General features: G+C 38.9%; 13 protein-coding genes and 1 tRNA gene. 8 read left to right on the top strand and 6 right to left on the bottom strand.

From position 1 onward, the window contains the following. Positions 1–5: 5 nt before the first annotated feature. The 4 genes from H6G25_RS01935 to H6G25_RS20800 all read right to left on the bottom strand — a co-directional run bounded on the left by H6G25_RS01935 (position 6) and on the right by H6G25_RS20800 (position 10,108). The gene (locus H6G25_RS01935) at positions 6–365 is read right to left on the bottom strand and encodes a putative 2OG-Fe(II) oxygenase (RefSeq protein WP_347239138.1); all 360 of its coding nucleotides are present in this window, start codon (positions 363–365) and stop codon (positions 6–8) included. 395 nt (positions 366–760) lie between these two features. Then, positions 761–931 (bottom strand): hypothetical protein, encoded by a 171-nt coding sequence (locus tag H6G25_RS01940; protein ID WP_190391051.1) that lies wholly within the window; start codon positions 929–931, stop codon positions 761–763. Between the two features lie 113 nt (positions 932–1,044). Then, positions 1,045–1,611 (bottom strand): hypothetical protein, encoded by a 567-nt coding sequence (locus H6G25_RS01945; RefSeq protein WP_190391052.1) that lies wholly within the window; start codon positions 1,609–1,611, stop codon positions 1,045–1,047. Between the two features lie 175 nt (positions 1,612–1,786). Then, complete coding sequence (locus tag H6G25_RS20800; protein ID WP_199319624.1) at positions 1,787–10,108, bottom strand: ExeM/NucH family extracellular endonuclease; 8,322 nt, start codon at positions 10,106–10,108, stop codon at positions 1,787–1,789. A 1,445-nt stretch (positions 10,109–11,553) separates the two neighbouring features. Here H6G25_RS20800 and H6G25_RS01975 point away from each other — a divergent pair. The 3 genes from H6G25_RS01975 to H6G25_RS01985 all read left to right on the top strand — a co-directional run bounded on the left by H6G25_RS01975 (position 11,554) and on the right by H6G25_RS01985 (position 16,373). Then, entirely contained in the window at positions 11,554–11,940 is a 387-nt protein-coding gene (locus H6G25_RS01975) for a hypothetical protein (protein WP_347239139.1), read from the top strand. A 236-nt stretch (positions 11,941–12,176) separates the two neighbouring features. Beyond that, positions 12,177–15,500, top strand: a complete 3,324-nt coding sequence (locus H6G25_RS01980) for an N-6 DNA methylase (RefSeq protein WP_199319625.1) — start codon at positions 12,177–12,179, stop codon at positions 15,498–15,500. Positions 15,501–15,506: 6 nt separating this feature from the next. Beyond that, complete coding sequence (locus H6G25_RS01985) at positions 15,507–16,373, top strand: hypothetical protein (RefSeq protein WP_190391053.1); 867 nt, start codon at positions 15,507–15,509, stop codon at positions 16,371–16,373. A 185-nt stretch (positions 16,374–16,558) separates the two neighbouring features. On the opposite strand, the gene H6G25_RS01990 is transcribed toward H6G25_RS01985, so the two are convergent. Then, the gene (locus H6G25_RS01990) at positions 16,559–16,990 is read right to left on the bottom strand and encodes a MerR family transcriptional regulator (protein WP_190391054.1); all 432 of its coding nucleotides are present in this window, start codon (positions 16,988–16,990) and stop codon (positions 16,559–16,561) included. 37 nt (positions 16,991–17,027) lie between these two features. Here H6G25_RS01990 and cas12k point away from each other — a divergent pair, with 37 nt between their 5' ends. Then, on the top strand, positions 17,028–17,624 hold the full coding sequence (gene cas12k, locus H6G25_RS01995; protein WP_242034858.1) for a type V CRISPR-associated protein Cas12k: 597 nt from the start codon (positions 17,028–17,030) through the stop codon (positions 17,622–17,624). A gap of 71 nt (positions 17,625–17,695) precedes the next feature. On the opposite strand, the gene H6G25_RS02000 is transcribed toward cas12k, so the two are convergent. Then, positions 17,696–17,767: transfer RNA gene (locus H6G25_RS02000), tRNA-Thr, on the bottom strand. Between the two features lie 238 nt (positions 17,768–18,005). On the opposite strand from H6G25_RS02000, the gene argF reads away from it, so the two are divergent. The 4 genes from argF (at position 18,006) to H6G25_RS02020 (ending at position 21,390) form a co-directional block, all read left to right on the top strand. Then, positions 18,006–18,926 (top strand): ornithine carbamoyltransferase, encoded by a 921-nt coding sequence (argF, locus tag H6G25_RS02005; protein WP_190391055.1) that lies wholly within the window; start codon positions 18,006–18,008, stop codon positions 18,924–18,926. A 201-nt stretch (positions 18,927–19,127) separates the two neighbouring features. Further along, the gene (lexA, locus tag H6G25_RS02010) at positions 19,128–19,733 is read left to right on the top strand and encodes a transcriptional repressor LexA (protein ID WP_190391056.1); all 606 of its coding nucleotides are present in this window, start codon (positions 19,128–19,130) and stop codon (positions 19,731–19,733) included. Between the two features lie 47 nt (positions 19,734–19,780). After that, the gene (locus tag H6G25_RS02015) at positions 19,781–19,918 is read left to right on the top strand and encodes an alpha/beta hydrolase (RefSeq protein WP_190391057.1); all 138 of its coding nucleotides are present in this window, start codon (positions 19,781–19,783) and stop codon (positions 19,916–19,918) included. After that, positions 19,909–21,390, top strand: a complete 1,482-nt coding sequence (locus tag H6G25_RS02020) for a DNA phosphorothioation system restriction enzyme (protein WP_190391058.1) — start codon at positions 19,909–19,911, stop codon at positions 21,388–21,390. Before H6G25_RS02015 ends, H6G25_RS02020 begins: the two co-directional genes overlap by 10 nt. Positions 21,391–21,413: the final 23 nt, after the last annotated feature.

Consider the following 21,413-nt stretch of genomic DNA (forward strand, 5'->3'; position numbering starts at 1 on the left):
ACAATTTATTTATTTCGTAAGTTTCTTGATTTTGATAATAAGTATTTATCTATATAATAAGTTTGCAGCACTTTGCACGACTCACTGGTACAGTAGCAGCAATGATAAAAACAGTAAGTTATTTTAGGAAAATTCCACAGATTAAACTCTATAGAAGGTGGTACGATCATCTGTGATGCTGGTCGAGGATCACAAAAAAATATGCCACCACAATTTTCAGGATTTTTCAGATAATAGACTCCACTTAAAATTGAATTTGGGTAATTATGTACAGAGTTGGAGGCAAGTTTACGATTAATAATTGCCCAACAAGTTGTAATTTTGAGGCTGAATTTTTGTAAGTCCCGTTGCAAGTAAAGTGGCAACTTCTAAGACATTTTTATGAATAATTTTTGTAAAGTCATAAAAACTGTCTTTTTCATGTAACTTATCCGCACTATGCCACTTTAGTATATTTGACCACTTCTCACCCTAACTATCCTGCTGCTCCTCTGCATATATAGTTTGTAATAGCAGGGGATTTAATTGCTGATGATTTTCTACGGAAAAATGCCAAACAGACGAAAGATTTTACCAGTTTTCTAGCATCAAACAAAAAAAAGTGGGAGGTGATAACGAAGTAGGGGCAATCCCCCCGTGGTTGCCCTACCTACGAAAAAGTGGGAGGTGATAACGAAGTAGGGGCAATCCCCCCGTGGTTGCCCCACCTAAGAATCATCCCCCACCCCATGAATCACTGATTCAGTGAACTAATTACTCGTTAAATCAGGGAGAAATTACTGGCATTCAGACTGGTAGCAGTAGCGAGAATAGCAAACTTACCAGCAGTACCAAAGCCCGCAACCGTGCTATTTTGGTTGTAGAAAAGACTACTACTGTTTTGGCTGTAAACAATCAGCCTGTTAGTAGAAGGATGTTTTTGTGCAAGCAATTCGCACAGGTTTGGATGCAGCTTAAGATATGATATCACGCAGAGGCGCAAAGATAATTTTGAGTGGCTTTGTGTTTGGGTATGATATCTACAGTTATAAATATGCTGTATCTTTAGCTCACTTCTGGTTCGGCTTGTGAGATTGTTTTTGCTTTAACTTGCCGCCAGTTTAATATTTTACGGATAGCAAAGGGAACAACCAAGAAGGCTAAAGTAAAAGGTGAAGATTCAAAAGGTACAGCAGTAACAGTCCCGCCGAAATCAGTAATACTATTGTCACTGTTACTAAAAGTGATTCCACTAGGTGAGCTACTGAAATAATATCCAGTAGTATTATCACCAATAGAAAATCCATCACTTGCATTAGAATCTCTAGACTGCAATACCAAGTTACTGGCAATATTGTAGTTAAAGTTAAAGGCTGGAGTGGTTGTTTGAAGATAATTCAAATCATAGGATGCCAGGGTGGCCTTGGAAGGATTCTCAAGGGTGATATTAAAGGTTATAAATTCACCTGTGCGAGCAAAACCATCATTATTGACATCATTGAAAGTAAAATCAACCATAGCTGAGTAACCATCATCACCACGCCAATTAAAGGTTATCGCCTGGGCTGACAATGATCCTTGCAGACAAGCTAGAAAAGTGATTATGCCGATGGTAAAGTTAACTTGACGCATAGTATGGATTCCTTAAGAGTAATTACAGAGTACTGTTGGTGAATTTCCTAAAAAATGGTGAAAAAGCGTAGGTAAAGGGTTTAGCTGGTCATTGGTGTCAAAATCCCCATGAGCTAGTCAAATAGTTTTGCGGCTACTAAACCCTAACTGTGATTAGTCAGTAGTGAGCTTTTATCTAGAAGACAGTGGTGAAATCCGAACTGTTAAGAACACTGATATTGACGTTCATCAAAGTTGCTAGAAGTGAGCCATCGCTGGTGAGTTTAATTTGAGCATTAGTAGCACTTTGAACAAAAGACACAGCACCAAAGCTGAAGCCCAACTTGTCAATGTTATCCTCGTAGTCGCGGATGCTATCAGCCCCATTCCCTATTTCAAGGACAAAGACATCAGCACCCGCGTTACCCCAGAGGTTGTCATTACCAGCACCACCATAGAGCGTGTCATTTCCATTACTACCATAGAGGAAGTCATTGCCGGCATCACCCTTGAGAATGTCATCATTGTCTTCTCCGTAGAGTCGGTCTGCGCCTAAGCCACCAGAGAGCGTGTCATTACCAGCACCACCATAAAGGAAGTCATTACCAGTACCACCCCAAATGTTGTCATTACCAGCGTTGGCGTAAACTGTGATGACTCCTGTTCTAGCACTGGCATTAATAGTATCGTCACCAGAGCCTGTTGTATAGTTAGCTACTTCTGAACCTGCGGAGGCTGTAATTGTTTGACCAGTATTACTGCTGCTCAAATTTTGGCTAACTGTGGCAGCAGCAACGTTAATTGAGAAATTGGTGGACACATTTCCCACGCCGTCAGATGCTTGGACAGCGATTGTAAAAGTACCAGTACTGCTAGGAGTTCCGCTTAGGGTGCGAGTGTTGGCATTAAAGGACAGCCACCCGGGCAGTCCAGATGTGCTTAAAGTCAGTGGTTTCCCTTCAGGATCACTAAAGATATTGGTTGGTAAGATGTAGATAAAGGCTTGGCCGTTTTCCCCACGTTGGGAGGGAATTAAATTGCTGACAATGGGAGCTTCATTGACATCATTAATATTAATTGTCAATGTCTTATCAAACGTCAGGCCACCATTGTCGGTGGTTCTGACCCGGATGTTGTAACTAGATTTGGTCTCAAAATCTGGGGAAGCGTTAATTTTTAGTTGATTTCCGCTAATGGTGAAGGCACTGTTATCATTTGCACCTGTGCCATTAACTAGGCTGTAGGTGAAGGTGTTACCCGCGTTTACATCTATGCTAGAAAATGTGCCAATCACTGAGTTGGCTGCAATATTCTCGTTGAAGTTGGTAGCACTTAATGCTAAGTCTGTAGGGGCTTGGTTAAGGTCAGCATCAATACTAAAGCTGAGAATTGTGCGGACTGGATTGGCTGTAGATGGTTCTGGGAATAAGTTTTGACGATAAGAGTTAACCCCTTGCACGTTGACGTTCAAGGTTTTACCATCAGCAGAAATGTCAAAAACGGTGTAATTGAAGGTGTCGGGAGAATAGAAATCAACGGGTTCGATTTGTGTGGGATTGGTGTCGTTTTCACGCCACACACTTTTTAAACCAGGGAAATTAGGATCTAAACCAAGTGGGTTGACTCCTGCGTTTATCTGATTGGTGGCAAGGGTGTTGGCTAAGGTCTGGATGTTAGCAAAACTATGGTCGGTAACAGTATCCGGTCCAGTAGCCCCTACGGGACCGCCTACAATTGATAAGGCATTGGGTAGAACCTTAACCACACCATTATCTGTGTAGGTTAATTCATTGATGCGATTTTGGTGGTCATCTGCGGACAAAAAGACTACGTTTTTGATGTTATTGTCACCAATGAACTTGAGTAAGTCGTTCCGTTCGGCACGATAGCCACCAATCCATGATTTACCACTATCCAAACCAGAACCAATAGCACCAATTTGATCAATCGGACTAGATACGCTGACAAATTTCCAGATGGTGCCGTTATTTTGAGCGTCTAACAGGGTTTGCTTTAACCATGCTAGTTGAGTGCTTCCTAGTAAGGTGCGGTTGGGATTATCAGCACGAGAACCTGTATCATCAGCACCACCAGCAGTCTTTAACCGCACATCACGGTAGCTTCTGGTGTCCGTATTGATGTGGATAACGTTTTTACCCCATTGTTGGGCTAAATAAAGTTGTTGTGTACCATTAGTGCGAGGGTCAGTCGGAGCAGAAATGATGCTCTCTCTAATGGGTTGGTAGTCAGAATATGCTTGAATTAAAGCTTTAAAACCAGGATTTTGGTTAATAAATACACCTGTTGTATTGACATCATCTACCGTATTACTAGAACCATTACCAGATACAGCAGCTAAAGCCCCCGGTGCGCCACCATTGATTAATTGTCTGTTCCCTAATTCATGGTTATCTAACGCAGTGTAATTGCCTTGAGAACTATACAGACCTTGTAAACCGGAAAAGCCGTTATTATTGACAGGCCGGAGATTTTCTAAATATTTACGTTGGTAATCAGCCAAAGCTTGACCGGGATTACCAACGATATTAGTAATTGCTGCCGGAGATCCAGCGCTTGCTGCTCCATAAATTGTGTCCCCCAAGAACATGAAAAAGTCTAAGTTCAAATTGGGGAAATTTTGGGTAGAAATGTAGGGTCGCATCAGACCGTCCGCATCTCCACTAAAAGCAAATTTTACAGGTGCTTGGGCTGTAGCATCATAAGCAGTTCTAAATGTCCCTACTTGGCTCAATTCCCCAGCACTTGTTTGGAAGCGGTAGTAGTATTTTGTCCCACTCTGTAAACCCGTAGCATCTATTTTCAGAGTATAGTCGCGGTTGGCATCCCGGGTAACGCCACTAATTGACCTGACTATAGTGGTAAACCCAGCATCAGTAGACAATTGCAGAGTCACATCTTGTGTAACACCAGGTTGGGTGCTTGTATTAGCAGCGTCAAAAGTACGAGTCCAGAGTATAGCACTATTAGCCGTAGCATCTCCAGCAGCTACCCCTGTAAATCCAGCCGTAACTCCGTTAATAGCGATCGCTATATTTTGAGTAGCTGTACCATCAAAAGAAGTAACAGTAAAAGTGTCTATTTTGCTTTGACCTGCTCCTAAATACTGTACAGCGCCGTTATCAACACTATAGCTAAATGCTCCGGTTTCTGTAATTGTCAAACTACCTAAATTACCATTAGCAGAAACAACAGTAGTGGCAAATTTATTTTCACCAGCATCTTGATCTGTAACCGTTAAAGTACCAGAAGCGGTTAGCTTACCAGCATTAACATTAATTCCTTCCTTAATAGTGACATTGCCATTACCACTAATGCTTGCGAGATTGTTCATAATCCTTCCTGGTGAACCAGTTTCTTTGGATGTAACATTCAGCGCATTATTAAAAGATAAAAACCCTCCATTAACTCCGACGGTGCTTAGAGTTGATACTGTTGGCAGAGGTAGGGTGGTGCTACCTAGTCCAAGAGCATTGTCGAAGGTTGTGTATGTGGTAGACCCACCAAAACTAACGCCTGTGATTCTTGTGCCATTGGCATTGAAGAGATTGACAGCATCGCCGCCGGTGCTTAGTCCTACGCCACTACCTGTGTAACTGCCGATGGTTAAATTACTGGGAACATTAGTACCAAACCAAGCAGTTTTAAATGCAGAAATAGTAGTGTCAGGTATAGCGGTTTCTAGGAAGACCACGGATTGCCCAGGAGCAATACTAGTAACACCGTTGAGGGCTACGGAACTGGCGGAGGAGTTGGAATTGTCATCCATCTTCCAGCCTGTGATGTCTACAGCACTAGTACCAATATTTGTCACCTCAAACCAGTCGGCAGTATAGACGCTATTACTACTGCTCCAGGGTGATACTTCCGAGATAATCAGAGCCGGTAGAGTAGGAATCTCATTGACGATATCAGTAACAGCCAATGTAAAATTGGTAGTTGCGTCGGGATTGTTACCAAGGGTGGCATCGTCTACATTAATGGTGACGCTGTAACTGGTTTTAGTTTCGTAGTCTAAAGTAGTACCAGCTTTGATGTACAATGCAGTGTCGTTAATTTCAAAGAAAGTGGCATCTGCTCCACTTAAACTCAGAGTATTTATTCCTAATCCATCGTCGGTAATGGTAATGTCAGCTATTTTTATGGCAGCGGTGGTACTGGTGTTTTCGGCGATCGCTAGTACCTTATTATCCAGAACCAAACCAGTGGGGGCTTGATTAGGAAGTGCCGAAGGTGCATAAACCCAAAGTTGAGGATAATTAATACCACCACCACCATTTTCGCTGACTACATAGAGATAACCATTGTTATCCATAGTCAGTCCTTCATGTTGCTGGTCTGCAACGGAAGCTGGATTACCAGGATCGGAAATGATTTTTAATGAACTAGAGATATTTCCAGAGCGGTCAATGCTGACAATTTTGCCGGATTCTTGGCTCAAAACTAGTAAGCGGCCATAATCCGGTTGTCCATTCAGAGACGACAGATTAGATAAAGCATAAACATCAGCGAAGTCCAAAAGATTGGCTAATGCTGGATCAAAAAGGTTTGTCGAGTTAACTGTCGTAGGAGAACCATTACTAGCAGTTCCAGCCGCAAAATCAATGGTTGTTTGGAAAATACCTGCCGGTTGCTTCTCCTTGACTGCAATAAATCCACCGCTTTGGGGGTCCCAAGAAATCCCTTCTATACCGATGTTGTCAATAGTTGTACCCAGCTTAACAGTTTGGGCATTGGCTTTAGTAAGAGTAGTTCCGGGAGTATAAGTAAACAAATTGGCCTGTCTGTCTCGTTCTTCAACCAAAACAAACTTGCCATTGCCAATATAAGTAATTCCCTCAATGTCATAAAAATCCGTTCCCTGGGGACTATTACCACGAGATAAAGTCATGGAATTGATCAACTGCCCAGTTTTTGATACCTGTACAATTGATGTACTGCCATCTCCAACAACAAACAGCGTATCTGTATCCCAGTTGTAGGTGACAGCCGAAACCTCTTGAGCTAATAGACTATTAGTAGGTGCGGTGGTGCGGGTAGGTTCGGGTAAATCGTATCGGCCAACCCGGACATAAGTAGACAAATCTACAGTAGTGACTGGGTTGATACCGTTGATAGTAATGCTGATATCTCGGCTGGCTGTACCATCTAAAGATGTGACAGTAAAAGTATCAACTTTAGTTTGACCAGGGTTTAAATACTGTACGGCACTATTATTAACGCTATAGCTAAATGCTCCGGTTTCTGTAATTGTCAAACTACCCAAATTGCCATTAGCGGAAACGACGGTGGTAGCAAATTTATTTTCACCTGCATCTTGATCTACAACCGTTAGCGTACCGGAGGCAGTTAGCTTACCAGCGTTAATGTTAGTTCCTTCTGTGATGCTAAGGGTACTGTTGCCATTAATGGTGGCGGGGTCATTCATGTTATCAATGTTAATTGTGAACACTTTATCGGTGTAAAGTCCACCTTGATCCGTGGAACGGACGACAATGCTGTAACTAGACTGAGCTTCAAAATCTGGTGAGGTATTAATGAGTAATTGATTGCCATTAATTATGAAGGCTGCATTATCATTTACACCACCAGCCACCAAGGTATAAATAAAAGTATCACTGTTATTGGAGTCAACGGTTGCAAAAGTACCTACTACGTTGGCAAGTACATTTTCATTAATACTAGTAGCAGTTAAGGTGATATTAGTAGGAGCAGAGTTAAGATTCAACCCAACAATTACCGGATCATGATCAGAAGCACGGAATTGGTCAGCACTGTATAAGCTGGTAATTTGACTTACTGACTTAAATTCGGTGTTATAGTCTAATACACTAGGTTCATCGGCGTTAATGTGCCATTTTTCTGCACCGGATACCTGTGCAGCTAGACTGCTGGTAGCCAAAGCATGATCAAGAGAACCTAACTGGCCATCAAAAACGTAAGAATAGGAAGTGTTAGGAAAGAGATTGTTATATCCAGCGATAGCTAATGTTGTCAGTGGGTCTTCTTGAGCATAAGCATTGAGATCACCCAACAGGAGATAATCAGTATCATTAGTACCTGTAGGATTCGTAGCTAACCATGCGGCTAAATCTTGGGCTTGACGGGTGCGAGTACCATTAGATAAACCTTGACCATCACCAGCATCAGCATCACCAACACCACCAGTGCTGCTACCCTTAGATTTAAAGTGATTAGCAACTACGGTAAATAATTCGCCGTTTGAGTTTTGTTGGAATGTCTGCGCTAGGGGTTTGCGTCCAACTAAATCAAAAGCACCAGTACCATAACTATCAGGTAAGGTAGCAGCAGTACCATAAGGGGTAACTTGACTGGATTTGTAAATCAAACCCACACTAATTGCATCTGTCCCCAGTCTTGTACCAGGATTAATAAAACTGTAAGTACCAGCACCAGCAACTTCATTTAGTCCAGTGATTAAACTTTGAATTGCACTATTAGCACCATAGCCATTGTTTTCCAACTCCATCAAACCTAAAACGTCAGCCCCAGAGGTAATAATGGCTTGGATGATTTTATGCAATTGACGAGTTAACTCAGTGGCAGTATTAGCACCACGAGGCTCAAAAGTTAATCCATTGGTGGTGATATTAACATTCGTATCTAAATCATTGAAATAGTTGAGAACATTAAAACTAGCTACTTTGAGCGTACCACCAACCGTGGGAGCAGCAACAGGACGAGGATTGGCGGGGGTAAAGTTAACGCTATCTCTAGTTTGGATACGATACCCTTCATAACGCTGGTCTAAAATACCAGTGATAGTAGCAACAGTGTCACCACCCCGCAGGGTATTAGTTGCACTTAAAGGATTACCACCACGACCAAAGATAATCGGGTCTGGGTTTTGAAGGGTACTACCATCATCAAGATAGATTTTGCGAGTGGCAAGATCGGCTAAATAGGCGGTATAACCGCTGACGCTGGGGGCGTTGAATTGGGTATATTGATCTAGTCTGGCATCTGTACCCGGTTGGTTACTAGAACCCATTGCTGAGAGAACAACCTGCCCATAACGTCCTAGTTGATAATACTCTGTTACTGTGAGGTTTCCACTGCCAGCACTCAAGTTAACTAGCATTCCCTCGTAGCTTTCTAAATTGCTATTGGGTAATTGGACGTTAACTGCTGTGGGTAAGGCACTTACTCCCAGATTAACAATGCTTGTTAAATTAGAAAGTTGGGTTAAACTGCTGGTATTAGTACCGCTAGTGGTAGTAAATTCACTAACTGTCCCGGTAATTCTGACTTTATCACCCACATTGCCGGTGAATAATCCTGATGGATCATAAATAAAGATCGCTTCTGAGGTGGCAGAATTACCATCAGTATCAGCGTCTTCTTCTTGGACATAGAAGCCATTGAGTTTAGTAGCACCAAGGAAAGCGCGGGTAACGATACCTTCAATGGTTTGAGTTCCTGTTAATGCTGCTGTTACACCACTACCTTGAATGGCGCTAATTTTGGTAATGGCGATGTCATTATCTGTGATAGCGATGTTTTGAGTTGTGGTGTTACCTAATGTCAGACCACTAGAAGGATTGCTAATGGTTAAAGTGGCGGTTTCTGTTCCTTCTACTAAAACATCATCAACAACAGTGAAGGTGACAGTCCCAACGGTTGCACCATTGGGAATAGTGATGATGCTATTGCTGAGAGTGTAATCTCCTGTGGTGATACCTGTTCCGGTGACGGCTAAATTAACGGTTTGATTACCAGAAACCGCACTAGAGGCTGTTGCTGTAATAGTGATGACTGTTGTACCCGTTTCTGTTCCCGTGTTGGAACTTACGGAGAGGTTAACAGTTGGTAGAAGTGAAATGCTGCCTGAAGAAAGTGTAGTCAAGTTAACAACCGTTGAGTCTCTAGCCGTAAAGTTACTAGCGTCACTCAGGGTGATGATATTCTGTGAATAGGCGTTTGCGGCATTAGTAAAAATAGCATTGTCCAAATTGCCGAGGACAAGAACTTGACCGCCAGAAATCGTTGGTGTACTGGATGATTGTGCAGAACCAGTGCCATAAGGGGAAACACCAAAGCCTATAAACGCAATCAGATTGGGCGTACCAGTGAGGTGCGTACCACTGCTAACAGTGTAGGCTGTGAGTGAGTCTCCGCTAGTAGAAAAGCTAAAGTTATTCGTCGCATTGTTGAAATTAGCTAATAGCGTCACCGCACCAGCACTACCTCCACCATTGCGTGCCACAGATGATGGGGTTGGGGGGCTGGTGCTACTATCACCAGCATTGATTAGGAGTACGCTGCCAGCAGCGATTCCCCCCGTAGGTGCGGTATACTGTAGGAAACCTTCGCTCGAACGGAAAAAACTCGATGCGGCTCCCCCATTTCCAGTAACACCACCATCGGTGACATAGAATGTATCACCAGCAGCAATTGGTTTTAATGCAAGAATTGCAAATTGATCAGGATTGGTAGAATTTACCCCAAGAAAAGCAATGTCGCCCGCGAGAACTGCCATACTAGAATCTCCTTTAATAGTCTAGTTACCAAAGCGATAATGTCACCTGAGAATTCTTGTCAGTTCAGGTTTTTAGTTGTATTTATACTGAAAATTTGCCCATTACAATTAGACAATTCTTCTTTTTTATTATCAATACACTTACGATAGTATGGATAAATTAAGATATGGTTAATAAATAGTTAAAATTTTCTTAGATGATGAATATTTAGAAAACATTTTAGAATGTATCTGATGAAAATCAGAAAATATAGACAAATATTATTAATATAAACAATTTATTTTTCTGTTGATTCTACAATATAATCTAGATTTTTGATGTCAAAAAATATAGATATTGGTATATAGAAATGAACAAAATAAATCCATCATCAAAAATAAATAATTACTCTAAATTTATAGCTCTTCGGTACTTCTTGTGCTAAATTGTTTTGCCAAACGCCAAAATCTTTATATGGCAAAGATTTTAACTTAATTCATCCCTTAATTTGACATAATTAGATTGGCGTTAAAAATTGTCGTTATGACAAGGGAACAGGGAAGAGGGAAAAGGGAAGAGGTTTTGGGCAACTTTACTTTTCGTTACATATTTCGGTTTTTTCGGTTCACCTACTTAAATTTGGTATTAAAAACAATGAAACGCTTTATTTATATGGGTTATGGGGTAAATAAACTCATATTTGGCATAACGGGTACGGAAGAACCAAATTTATTAAATTTTTAGGATACTAATACAGGAATTTATCAGATTTTGAAATGAGATATTTTTCCATCTTGATTCACTAATATAGTATTTTATCAAGATAATTTAGATGCGTTGCCCCTGAGCGCGGAATCTGGGTCAAATAATTTCCCATTCCTTATCTGTCAAACAGAAGAAGGCATTTTCCACTAATTAAACTTTCTGTGCAATTACAATTACAATTACAAACAACTACAAATATCCAGGTTACATTTTTTAGTGATCGCCCTGTCAAAAATATCCCAAATTGGTTCTATTTTAGGGAAAATAACTTGGCAATGCGGACATTAATTTGTGAAGGCGATCATTTGATTTGGCACACGACAATAAAAAGAATAAAACATACAGCAGTTTCCGATATTATGAAGTACAGATATTAATAATAAAACTCTTGTTGTGCGGGCATCTTGCCCCCACAAGGTATACCTCACTCAATCTGTCGCTTGCCAAATTAAATGACCACTTGACAAATTAATGTCCACAAAAATATTAACCCTTAAACCCTTACATAGCAAGGGTTTTGTTATTTTAGCCTATATTGAGCCTCTTCAACATCAATTGACAAAATAACTGTCCGAATTTAAAAACCTGACAAATTAGTTGTCCTGTATTGAAAATCTCTATTTTTCCAACATTGACTTTACTTGACAAATTAATTGTCCTCCGATAGAGTATAATTCAACTATGTGTTTAATAAACATATATGCTAGAAACACAAAATGATAAACCCAATTGGGAAAAGTTTCGTTTTAATCCCCCTCCTTCTCGGCAACAGTTGGAGGCTTTGGCTGAGGTTGTAGGGGTTGATGCTGATAGGTTAAAGCGGATGTTACCACCTGCTGGGGTGGGAATGAATCTTGAACCTATTCGGCTTTGTGCTGCTTGTTATGTGGAGTCGCCTTGTCATCGGATTGAGTGGCAGTTTAAGGTAACTCAGGGGTGTCAGCATCATCATTTAAGTTTGCTGTCTGAGTGTCCTAATTGTGGGGCTAGGTTTAAAGTTCCGGCGTTGTGGGTTGATGGTTGGTGTCATCGGTGTTTTTTGCCGTTTGGGGACATGGTGAAGCAGCAAAAGTTTTGGATTATGTAAAGTAATATTACTGATCTTTAATTACTTGTTGCATTTTTGATTAGTGATTGTGATAAGTTATATAAATATCGTATTATATCACTGATAATCTTTCAGTGTTTATATATGACTGCTACTTAAATTAATTAGATATGGTTGTAGTGCGGAACTCTGTTCGTGAACTTTTAGAAGCTGCTTACTCCACTCTCAATTTTCAAGAGGGTGAACTTCTTGCTACAGATACTTCTCCTACTAACTTGACGCTAGAACAATGGATTGAAAAAGGAGATTGGCTATCTTTAGGTAAGCAAGTTGGGGCAGAAAAGATTTTTTTTGTTAACAATAATCCCATAATTGTTTTTGCTGGTGTAGAAGAAACTGAAGATGATGAAGTTTTGCGTCGTGTTTTTAACAAAATTTGGTGCATGGCAAGACCTCAATATTTATTTTTAGCAAAACAAGGTGAACTTGCTGTTTATGATTTAACTAAGCCTCCATCTAAAACTATTAAAGAGTGGCAAGACAAAGAATCATTGGCTGTTGCTAGAACTACAGCCGAGGTAGCATCAAAATTATATCAATATAGGCGTGAGCAAATAGAATCTGGTAGATTATTTGAAGATCAGCGTTTTGGGACAGACAACCAACGGGCTGATCAATCTTTAATTCAGGATCTTAAGAGAGTCCGTTTTGCTCTCATGGATGAAGGGCTTAGAGGAGATAAATTAAAATATGCTCATTCCCTTATAGGCAGATCAATTTTTATTAGATATTTAGAAGATAGAGAAATACTTTCGCGGGAGTATTTTGATGAAATAGCACAAAAAAATCCACAATGGCAAGCTTTATTAAATACACCAGAATTTCTACAACGTAATCTTGAGCCTGAAGCTAAACAATTTTATATCAGGATTCTAGAAAACAAAGATTTTACTTATGCACTTTTTGAGAGACTAGCTAATGATTTTAATGGAGATATGTTTCCCTCTGATCTTAAAGAGAAACAGGTAATTACAGCAGATCATCTCAAACTTTTACAAAGTTTTTTAAGGGGAGATTTTTCTTCAGCAAAACCATTATTTTTCTGGGCTTATAAATTCCAAATTATACCTATTTCCCTAATTAGTAGTATTTATGAAGAATTTTATCATGAAGAAAATGAAGAATCAGATGATTTTGGTACACACTATACACCTGGTTCGTTAGTAGAATATCTTCTTTCAAAAGTTCTTACTTCAGAACGTTTAAATACAAATCCTCGTGTTATTGATCCGTGTTGTGGTTCAGGAATATTTTTAGTTGAATCTTTTAGACGCATAATTCGCCATCATGTTTACAAAAGTAATGGTCGTCGATTAAGTGCGGACAGAATGAGGGATATTTTACGCGATCAAATCGCTGGAATTGAAATTAACGAAGAAGCCATACGCATAACCTCATTCAGCTTATATTTGGCTCTTCTTCACTACCAGGAAGCTCCAGATATACTTGAACAAATCAAAAATGGAGAACATCTACCCAATCTTATTTACCAAGATGGTTGGACTGATGATAAACAGCATTTTAATAATTTGCTTAGAGCAAATACTTTTGATATTGATTCAGCAATAAATAATAACAAGAAAATATTAAATAGGTTTAATAGTAATTGTGCTGATGTAGTAGTTGGTAATCCACCCTGGGGTTCAAATCCAACTGGATGGAATATAACATCTAAATGGTGTAAAACGCATGAATACCCAGTTGGAGATCAAGAACGCTCCCAAGCTTTTATATGGAGAGTGCTTGACTTACTACGTGATAATGGTTGGGCATCTCTTTTAGTATCTACAGGTGTTTTATTAAAAACACACCAAAAAAGTCAAGAATTTAGGAAAGAGTGGCTAAAAAAAGTTGAACTGAAAGAAGTTATTAACTTTGCTCATGTCAGAGATGTTTTTTTTCGTCGAGCTACAAAAGGTCATAGAAAAAATAAAACATCTGCAAAAACTAGTAGTAAAAAATCCAGAAAATCTTCTGCAATTGCTCCATTTGCTTCAGTTTTATTTTGCAAGAAAAGTGACGCACAAACTCCGAAAAACTATGTTTTGTACTGGTCAGCTAAAAAAACTGCAATGGTTAAGGAACTTCAAGCAGTTGTTTTGAGTGTTGTTGATCGTCATGTAGTAAGACAAGCAGACTTTTTGCGTAATAATACTCTTTGGAAAATTTACTGGTGGGGTAATCATAGAGATGTAGCCTTGGTATCCGCTATCAATTTATATACGCCTCTAAGCGTTTTACATAATCCAAATAATAGTGGGCAGGGTTTTACTAAAAGCATTAAAGAGAGAAAACCTTCAGATTGGTTAGTGGAATATCAACAATTACCAATAGATAATTTTACCAAATATGGAACTATTAATCCCGACTTGTTTATAGAACCACCTCCAGAAGTCAAGCGAAGAGGTAAACAAACCTTCTATCAAGGAGATAGATTACTTATAAAGCATGGTATTACTCAATCTTCCGGTAATAAAGGGCAGATTATAGCTCGTATGGAATCAGCTAAATTCTGCTTCACTAATTCAATTAACTGCATTAAATTAATTCAACCAGAAACGTGGAAATATAAAGTTATTCTGGGGATTTTGTGGTCTTCACTGCCACGTTATTACTTTTTTCTGACTTCCAGTAAATGGGGTATATGGCATGATGGAATCTATATGGATGAATATCTAAATCTCCCAATTACTTTACCCACAGATAATAATCTGCGTGAGCGAATTATTCAGATTGTTGAAGAACTACAAAATTGGAATCCAGTTGAAAGATATGAATTAGTGAAGCAAGTAAGAGATTCACTGCTTAATACAATACCAATTATTTGGCTACTTATTGGGAGAATCAACTGTATAGCGGGTATGATATTTTTGTACAAGTTACACAATTATCAAATACTGTTAAATAATCAACTAAAAGATTTAGAGTATAGGTTAGATGAAGCAATATTTGATTTATATGAGTTGAACATATCAGAACGTGATCTAATCAGAGATATGTGTGATGTTGGAATAGAATTTTTCTACAACCACAGTAATAGTCAGGCTGTGCAATCTTTAAATATAAAATCTCTTCCAAAATTGCAAGGTACTATTGCAGATATTTCCAATATACGTGGTAATCAAAATCATATTCAAAGCTATATTTACACTTTTCTCAATATTTGGAATCGTGAACTTGAACCTGATGGTGAGTTTAATTGGAAAGTCATTGATGCTGAAACAAATTCAAGTATGTTAGCTGTTGTATTTTCAACTCAAGAGAAAAATATTTCTCTACCAGACCGTTATAGTTCTAGTTCTAGCGAAGATGAATGGAAAGAAATATTAGGAAGTATTGGTAAACATAATTTAGTTCCTTATGATAGTCATCAAATTTATATTGATGGTATGATTCGTGTAGTTAGCGATACTCAAATTATTATCATTAAGCGTAATGAAATGAGATTGTGGACTCGTAGTATGGCTCGTGAAGATGCTGAAGCTACCTTGCTACAAGCAATTCACTTACAAGAAACTAATCAGGGTGATGTGGAGTGACAAAGTATGATACGTATACAAGGCAACAAGATATGGGCTAATCATGAAAAAAGAGTATTAAATATATTTACACTTGCTTTAAAAATGTTGAGTGAAAAGCCTACCCTTCCACTTGAAGAAAACAACCTGAATAGAGAACTATACTTGTGTGCAAACCGTGTTAATGGAATGCTACTCAAAGAGAATAGAGGTCAAGGTATTGAATCAACTCTTATGTATGAATCTAAGAATCAGCCTGATCCAGATGACAAGACTCGAACTAAGCGAGAAGATAAAATACCAGACTTTCAGTGGGGTTTCTGTGACTGTAAAGAGGCTGATCCTGATAGAATGACCAAATATTTCATTATTGAATCTAAGAGATTAGGTTCTCCATCAAGTTCCACATGGATATTTAATAAAAACTATGTAGTTAATGGTATTAAACGTTTTGTTGATCCTGAATGGGGTTATGGTAAATCATCAACTTCAGGTGCAATGATTGGCTACATTCAAGATATGGAATTGCAAACTATTTTGGATGAAGTTAATACTAATGCTGCATCTGAGTTATTATCTAATATTACTATATCTTCTGATGGTGAACAACCAGATATCACAAGACTAGACCAAATATTAGAGCGTGAACAGATTCAACCTACGCCATTTGATCTGAGACATCTTTGGGTTGATTTAAAGCACCATTATCAAGATAAAGATAAAACAAACCAACAAATAGAAGAAGAAGTTAGTAAACCCAAGCAAACTAATAAAAAATCTAGAACGACCAACAAAAGTAAAGGTGGAGAACCTCCAGAAGAAGAGGTTAGTAAACCCAAGCAAACCAATAAGAAATCTAGAAATACTAAAAAAAGTAAAGCTGGAGAGCCTTGATTATTTAATATTTGAGCTTTTTGCAAAAATAAACAGGTATCAAAGAAAGTTATTTGATCAAGCGAAATTAATTGTTACAGCACTTCCCAGTGTTATGAGGTACAAGAACTCCACCCACAATCCCCTCCCCGCAATTGATGAGGGGGGTATAATGTACTTCATAACAAAGGAATCTGCTGTATTAGCTAAATATAATTGTTCCCCAATTTCAGAACTAAATGTTGATAAATAACATCTAACCACACGGGAATCACAGCCTTACCTTCATCCAGGAATGCGATCGCTCTTTCCCTATCAAATTCTACCAAAGAAAGTGAATCATCCCGTGATAACAACATAAACCGCCTCCCCTGACCCGAAACAAACAACTCTGGTTCTTGTTCCTTGAGTTGTTTCAGAATAAAACAAGCAATATCAAAACTTATCCCCGTAGACAACCAATATACCATAGCTGCCAACTCCACTAAATTAGACCTTGAATAATAAATACTGCGTCCCGTACCTGTATCACTAATTATAGGTATAACAATCCCCTTCTCTCGCCAATACTGAATCTGGCGAAGGGTACAACCTGTCAATTGAGCCGCATCCTTACTTGTGAAAAAAGTTTCTTGCATAAAAAACCATTTTACAGAAAGAAACTATAATACAGATATGTTAGTATTAGACAAATATGTTTATTCTATGAGCCAAATCACTATTCAGTGTCGTCTACTAGCCAGTGAGTTTACCCGTCAACAGTTATGGCAATTGATGGCAGAGAAAAACACGCCACTGGTTAACGAACTACTGATGCAAATGGGTAAACATCCAGAAATTGAAACCTGGCGACAAAAAGGTAAACATCCCACAGAAGTTGTTAAAGAACTGTGTGAATTGCTGAAAACTGATCCGCGCTTTATGGGGCAACCTGCAAGGTTTTACACCAGTGCCACAGCATTAGTAAATTATATTTATAAATCCTGGTTTGCTCTGATGAAGGGTTATCAATCCCAATTAGATGGTAAATTACGCTGGTTAGAAATGCTCAATAGTGATGCTGAATTAGTAGAATACAGTGGCGTTTCATTAGATACTCTTCGTAATAAATCTACTGAAATTTTGGCTCAATTTGCATCACAAGAAACCAACGGAAATACACCCACCAAAAGTAAAAAGTCCAAAAAGGGGAAAAAATCTGAAAATATAGGTCGGTTTAATTTGGACGGAGCTTATGATAGTAAACAAACTATTGACCGTGAGGGACAATAATTTGGCAAGACGGACAATAACTTGTCAACGCGGTCAAATAATTTGGCAAGTGACACTTGCTGTAAGTCTTAGGCCAGCAGCTGGATTTGAACCTGCGACCTTCCGATTACAAGTCGGATGCACTACCACTGTGCTATGCTGGCGGTTGGTGTTGGCGGGAAGATTTTTTTATTCCCTCACCGATTACACATTATAGCCTCATGTAAATGATTTGTCTAGAGGGTAAACAAAATATTTTCTGTTTGTCAAAAATAGTCAAAACTAGCGGCCATGTTGTAGATTCATGCAAAAATATTTGGTAAAGTTCAATTTTGTATTCCTCATAACACAGCTAAGTGAAGGCGCGTAAAACCATTTGTTCTTTATAATATATAATCAGGCATGACAGCATTAATAGGCAGAGATTTATTAAGTTTAGCGGATCTAAGTTCTGGGGAACTACAAGAACTGCTAGAATTGGCTACTCAACTCAAGTCAGAAAAACTCAAACTGCATTGTCAAAAGGTATTGGGGTTATTATTCTCCAAAGCTTCAACACGCACTAGAGTTAGTTTTACAGTAGCCATGTACCAATTAGGGGGACAGGTAATTGATCTTCACCCTAATGTAACTCAGGTGAGTCGAGGAGAACCTATCCAGGATACTGCTAGGGTATTAGATCGTTATTTGGATGTTTTAGCAGTTCGCACTTTTGCCCAACAGGAGTTGGAAACTTTTGCTAAATATGCGAAAATTCCTGTCATCAATGCCTTGACAGATTTAGAACATCCTTGTCAAATTCTAGCTGATTTGTTGACAATTCAGGAAAAATTTGGGAGTTTAGCTGGTTTAACCTTAACTTATGTTGGTGATGGTAATAATGTCGCTAATTCCCTGATGTTGGGTTGTGCTTTAGTGGGAATGAATGTCAGAATAGCTTTTCCGTCAGGATATTCTCCAGATGCGGAAATTGTGGAAAAATCCAGAGCGATCGCTAATAATAAAACGGAGGTTCTGCTGACTCATGATCCTGAAGCAGCGGCTAAAGGTGCATCTGTGCTGTATACTGATGTTTGGGCAAGTATGGGACAAGAAACACAGGCCAATAATCGGTTTCCTGTTTTTCAACCCTATCAAATTTCTAAACAGTTATTAAGTCTTGCTGATCCAGAAGCAATTGTTTTACACTGTTTACCGGCACATCGTGGTGAGGAAATTACTGAAGAGGTAATTGAAGGTTCACAGTCACGAGTTTGGGATCAAGCAGAAAATCGCCTACACGCTCAAAAAGCTTTACTAGCCAGTATTCTTGGGGCAAAATAACAGTAATGGTAATGGGTAATTGGTAATGGGTAATTGGTAATGGGTAATTGGTAATTGGTGAAATTCTTATCTGCTTACTCTTGCCTCTTGCCTCTTGCCTATTATTTACCATAAATTTTCAATAAAAGCTTGTGAAGAGAAGAATTTTGTAGTACCAATGTTCTATGGGCATTTATTTATTATTCACTTCCCGAAAAAATTATGGAACGTCTCACAGAACCGCAAAAAGAACTATACGAATGGTTGGTAGAATATATTAAATTAAATCAACATTCTCCCTCCATTCGCCAAATGATGCAAGGGATGAATTTGAAATCTCCCGCACCAGTGCAAAGTCGTTTGGAACATTTACGCAATAAGGGCTATATTGGCTGGGACGAAGGTAGAGCCAGAACTCTGCGTATACTTAATCCTCTGAAACAAGGTGTACCAATTTTAGGAACTATTGCCGCAGGTGGCTTGATAGAACCCTTCACAGACGCGGTAGAAATTATGGATTTAGCTAATTTATCATTACCTCCTAAAAGCTATGCTTTACGGGTCGCTGGGGATAGTATGATTGAAGATTTGATTGCAGATGGTGATGTAGTATTTTTGCGCCCGGTGGCTGAACCGAATCAATTAAAAAATGGGACTATTGTGGCTGCAAGGGTGGAAGGACACGGAACAACCTTAAAACGTTTTTATCGTCATGATGATCTTGTCACTCTCAAACCGGCAAATCCTGATTACAATCCCATAGAAGTTCCCGCAGTGCAAGTGGAGGTACAAGGTTCTTTGGTGGGTATTTGGCGCAATTATAACTAAAGGATGTCAGTAGTCAGTAGTCAGTGGTCAGTGGCAAATAAAAATAAGTGACTACTGATGATCACCAATTACCAATTACCAATTACCAATTACCAATTACCAATTACCAATTACCAATTACCAATTACCAATTACCCATTACCAATTACCAATTACCAATTAATTATTCCAGTTTATGTACTTAACGCGAAATCCAGCCCCGAAACTGCCTACTTTTAAACTCAAGTTACCTTATGCGGGGGAGAAAAAAGGCAGTTATCAAGTTAAGCAACCATTACCCGGCTTTCCGAAAATGCCTTTATCTCTGCAATTGCGGGAGTATCAACGTCAAGCTGTGACTAGCTGGTTTACTAACCATGGCAGGGGAACATTAAAAATGGCTACTGGTAGTGGTAAGACTATTACTGCATTAGCGATCGCTTGTGAATTATATCAGCAAATTGATTTACAAGTCCTGTTAGTGGTGTGTCCCTATCGTCATCTTGTTACCCAGTGGGGCAGAGAATGTGAGAAATTTAACTTACAGCCAATTTTAGCATTCGATAATTTACGCAGTTGGCAAAGTCAACTTTCCACAGCAATCTATAATTTGTCCTCTGGTTCTCAAAATTTTCTCACAGTAATTACCACTAATTCCACTTTAATTAGTGATGGTTTTCAGACACAACTTAAATATTTTCCCCCAAAAACCTTAATTATTGGTGATGAAGCCCATAATTTAGGATCACCGAAATTAGAGGAAAGTTTACCACGCAATGTGGGTTTACGTCTAGCTTTATCAGCGACACCAGAAAGATATTTTGATGATGACGGAACACAATCTTTATTAGATTATTTTGGTCCAGTTTTGCAACCCGAATTTAATTTACAAGATGCCATTGCCCAAGGTGCATTAGTTCATTATATATATAATCCAGTGTTAGTAGAATTAACGGAATTTGAAAGTATATCTTATTTAAAATTAACCAAAAAAATCGGCCGTTCTCTACTGTATAAAGATCGAGATACGGGGGAGACAGGAGATTTTGAAGAAAACGAAGATATTAAATCATTATTAATACAAAGAGCGCGGTTAGTTGGCACAGCGGAAAATAAATTAACAGCTTTACAAGAGTTAATGAAAAATCGCAGAGGAACTACCCATACACTGTTTTATTGTAGTGATGGTTCTCAAGAAATTGGACACCGTTATTCTTTGCGTCAACTCAAAGCAGTTGCTCAAATTTTGGGGGGAGAATTAGGTTATAAAGTCAGTACCTATACAGCAAACACCTCATTACAAGAAAGGGAAATTTTACGTCGTCAATTTGAAAGTGGAGAATTACAGGGTTTAGTCGCAATTCGCTGTTTAGATGAAGGTGTGGATATTCCCGCAATTAAAACCGCAGTAATTTTATCAAGTTCAGGAAATCCCCGTCAATTTATCCAACGTCGGGGACGGGTTTTACGTCCTCACCCTGGCAAGGAACGGGCAACAATTTTTGATATGATTGTGTTACCACCAGATTTGGATAGGGAAACTATTGAAGTGGAACGGAATTTATTAAAGAAGGAATTAAAGAGGTTTGTGGAATTTGCTGATTTAGCGGATAATGCTGGGGAAGCGAGGATGAAGTTATTGGCTTTGCAAAAACGATATGGGTTATTGGATATTTAATTGACTTTATGGACTAAAAAAGG

The sequence above is a fragment of the Dolichospermum sp. FACHB-1091 genome, assembly GCF_014697585.1.
Lineage (GTDB): Bacteria > Cyanobacteriota > Cyanobacteriia > Cyanobacteriales > Nostocaceae > Dolichospermum.

Bases quoted from the DNA above. Each gene is read 5' to 3' on its own strand.
- H6G25_RS01945 (WP_190391052.1), bottom strand. From the start codon at position 1,611: ATGCGTCAAGTTAACTTTACCATCGGCATAATCACTTTTCTAGCTTGT.
- H6G25_RS20800 (WP_199319624.1), bottom strand. From the start codon at position 10,108: ATGGCAGTTCTCGCGGGCGACATTGCTTTTCTTGGGGTAAATTCTACC.
- H6G25_RS01975 (WP_347239139.1), top strand. From the start codon at position 11,554: ATGCTAGAAACACAAAATGATAAACCCAATTGGGAAAAGTTTCGTTTT.
- H6G25_RS01985 (WP_190391053.1), top strand. From the start codon at position 15,507: ATGATACGTATACAAGGCAACAAGATATGGGCTAATCATGAAAAAAGA.
- H6G25_RS01990 (WP_190391054.1), bottom strand. From the start codon at position 16,990: ATGCAAGAAACTTTTTTCACAAGTAAGGATGCGGCTCAATTGACAGGT.
- cas12k (WP_242034858.1), top strand. From the start codon at position 17,028: ATGTTAGTATTAGACAAATATGTTTATTCTATGAGCCAAATCACTATT.
- argF (WP_190391055.1), top strand. From the start codon at position 18,006: ATGACAGCATTAATAGGCAGAGATTTATTAAGTTTAGCGGATCTAAGT.
- lexA (WP_190391056.1), top strand. From the start codon at position 19,128: ATGGAACGTCTCACAGAACCGCAAAAAGAACTATACGAATGGTTGGTA.
- H6G25_RS02020 (WP_190391058.1), top strand. From the start codon at position 19,909: ATGTACTTAACGCGAAATCCAGCCCCGAAACTGCCTACTTTTAAACTC.